Consider the following 2,746-nt stretch of genomic DNA (forward strand, 5'->3'; position numbering starts at 1 on the left):
ACACCAGATCCCACAACTCCTGGGCCGACCCCACGCCACCCGGATAACGGGCCCCCAGCCCCACCACGACCACCGGATCACCCGACACCGGAACCGGCACGGGTGAGGCAGTGGCCTGGCGCCGGGCGCCGACCAGGAGGTTCCGCAGGTGGCCGGCCAGCGCGTCGGGGGTCGGGTAGTCGAAGACCATCGTCGCGGGCAGCCGTACCCCGGCGACCGCGGACAGGCGGTTGCGCAGTTCCACCGCGGTGAGCGAGTCGAAGCCCAGGTCCTTGAAGGCCCGTTCGGCGCTGACGGCCGAGGTGTCGGTGTGGCCGAGGACCGCGGCCGTCTGGCCGGTGACCAGTTCCAGGACGCGGTTGTGCTGCTCGGTCTCGGGCAGGGCCGCCAGTTCCCTGCCCAGGGTCGGCCGGTCCGTGCGCCGGGCGGGCCTGGTACGGGTGAGGCGGCTGAGCAGGGGGCGGGCGGTCGCCGCCGACAGGTCGAGGTGTGCGGGGACCAGCACGGGATCGGCGGCGCCCAGGGCCACGTCGAACAGTGCCAGCGCCTGGTCCGTGGGCATCGGCAGCACGCCGGCGCGGGCGAGGCGCTTGAGGTCGGTGTCGGTGAGGTGTCCGGTCAGCCCGCTGGCCTCGGCCCACTGTCCCCAGGCCAGCGACACGCCCGGCAGGCCCTGGGCTCGCCGGTGCACGGCGAGGGCGTCCAGGAAGGCGTTCGCGGCGGCGTAGTTCGCCTGGCCCGGGCCGCCCAGCACACCGGCGGCGGACGAGAAGAGCACGAAGGCGCTCAGGCCGAGGCCCTTCGTCAGCTCGTGCAGGTGCCAGGCGGCGTCGGCCTTGGGCCGCAGCACCTGGTCGATCCGGCCGGGTGTGAGGGATTCGACGACGCCGTCGTCGAGCACGCCGGCCGCGTGGACGACCGCGGTCAGCGGGTGCGCGGCCGGGATCGAGTCCAGTACGGCCGCCAGCGCGTCCCGGTCGGCCACGTCGCAGGCCACCACCTCGGCGTCGAAGTCCACCTCCGCCGCGGACCTGCTGAGCAGGACCAGGTGCCGGATGCCGTGCCGGTCGCGCAGGTGCCGGGCGACGAGCCGGCCCAGTGTGCCGGTGCCTCCGGTGATCAGCACGGTGCCGTTCGGGTCGAGCGGGCCGGGCGCCGGGGCCGCTTCGGCCCGTACCAGGCGGGCGGCGCGGGCGGCGCCGTCGCGGACGACGAGCTGCGGTTCGTCCCCCGCGACGAGGACGCGGTCGTCGGTGTCGACGAGCACGAACCGGTCGGGGTGTTCCGCCTGGGCCGCGCGGACCAGGCCCCAGACGACGCTGGACGGCAGGTCGACGGGGTCCGGCCCGACCGCCCCGCGGGTCACGACGGCCAGCCGGCCGTCCCCGTCGCGCAGGAAGTCCTGGAGCACGCCCAGCGTCTCGGCGGCGACGGTGTGCGCGGCGGCCACGGGGTCTCCCGCCGGGGGCGTCACGTGGTGGACGGCCGGGGGTTCGCCGGTGCTCTCGACGGGCACCCAGTCGAGGCGGAAGAGCTGGTTGGCCCCGGCGCCCGGTATGCCCGGCGGCCGGTGGCGCACGGTCAGCGCGTCGATCACCGCCAGCGGCCCGGATTCGTCGGCTAGCGCGACCCGGAAGGTGTCGGGGCCGGTGGGTGTGAGGCGGACCCGGGCCGTGGAACCGGCTTTCCGCATCGACACCCCGGCGAAGGAGAACGGCAGGCGGCCGGCCGCCAGCAGGGTCAGCGGCTGGAGCGCGGCGTCGAGCAGCGCGGGGTGGAGACCGAAGCGGTCGCGGGTGTCGGTGGGCAGCGCCACCTCGGCATAGAGCTCGTCACCCTGCCGCCGGATCTCGCGTACGCCCGCGAACACCGGCCCGTACTCGTAGCCCTGGGCGGCGAGGGTGTCGTAGAAGCCGGTCAGGTCGACGGGCTCACCGGCCGGCTGCCACGGCTCGCCGGTGTCGTACGGGTGGGGGCGGTCGCCGGTCGCCAGCATGCCGGTGGCGTGCCGCAGCCAGGTGCCGCTCGTCCGGGAGTGCACGGTGACGGGGCGTCGGCCCGTCTCGTCCGGTGTGCCGACGACGACCTGGACCGGCACGGAACCGTCGTCCGGCAGGATCATGGGAGCTTCCAGCACCAGTTCGTCCAGGACGTCGCAGCCGGCCTGCCGTCCGGCGTGCATGGCGAGTTCGACGAACACGGTGCCGGGCAGCAGCACGGAGCCCAGGACGACGTGGTCGGCCAGCCATGGCCGGGTGGCCGTCGAGAGCCGCCCCGTGAGCAGGACGCTCTGGTCCCCGGCCAGTTCGACGACGGCCCCGAGCAGCGGGTGCCCGGCCGAGTCCAGTCCCGCCGCCGACACGTCGCCCTTCGCGGCGACGGGGGTCAACCAGTACGGCTGGTGCTGGAAGGCGTAGGTCGGCAGCGGGACGTGGTGGGGCTCGCCGGGGAAGACCGGCGTCCAGTCGACGGCCACGCCTTGCGCGTGCAGGCGCGCCAGGGCGAGGTGGAACTCCTGCCTGCCGCTGCCGCGGCGCAGCGTGCCGGTCACGACGCCGTCCATCACCGGCGCCAGTACGGGGTGCGGGCTGACCTCCACGAACACGCCGTGCCGGTCCTGCGCAAGGGTCTCGACGGCGAGGTCGAAGCGTACGGGTTCGCGGAGGTTGCGGTACCAGTAGTCGGCGTCGAGGGCGGAGGTGTCGGTCTGCTCGCCGGTGACGGTGGAGTAGAACGGGATCGCCGC

Annotated in this window: 1 protein-coding gene; it reads right to left on the bottom strand. The window is 74.8% G+C overall.

Annotated elements, in window-relative coordinates:
* Positions 1-2,746: type I polyketide synthase (locus ACFV1W_RS40435; RefSeq protein ID WP_380422553.1), on the bottom strand; the 2,746-nt coding region annotated here is incomplete at both ends.

The sequence above is a fragment of the Kitasatospora sp. NPDC059648 genome, assembly GCF_042734825.1.
Classification (GTDB): domain Bacteria; phylum Actinomycetota; class Actinomycetes; order Streptomycetales; family Streptomycetaceae; genus Kitasatospora.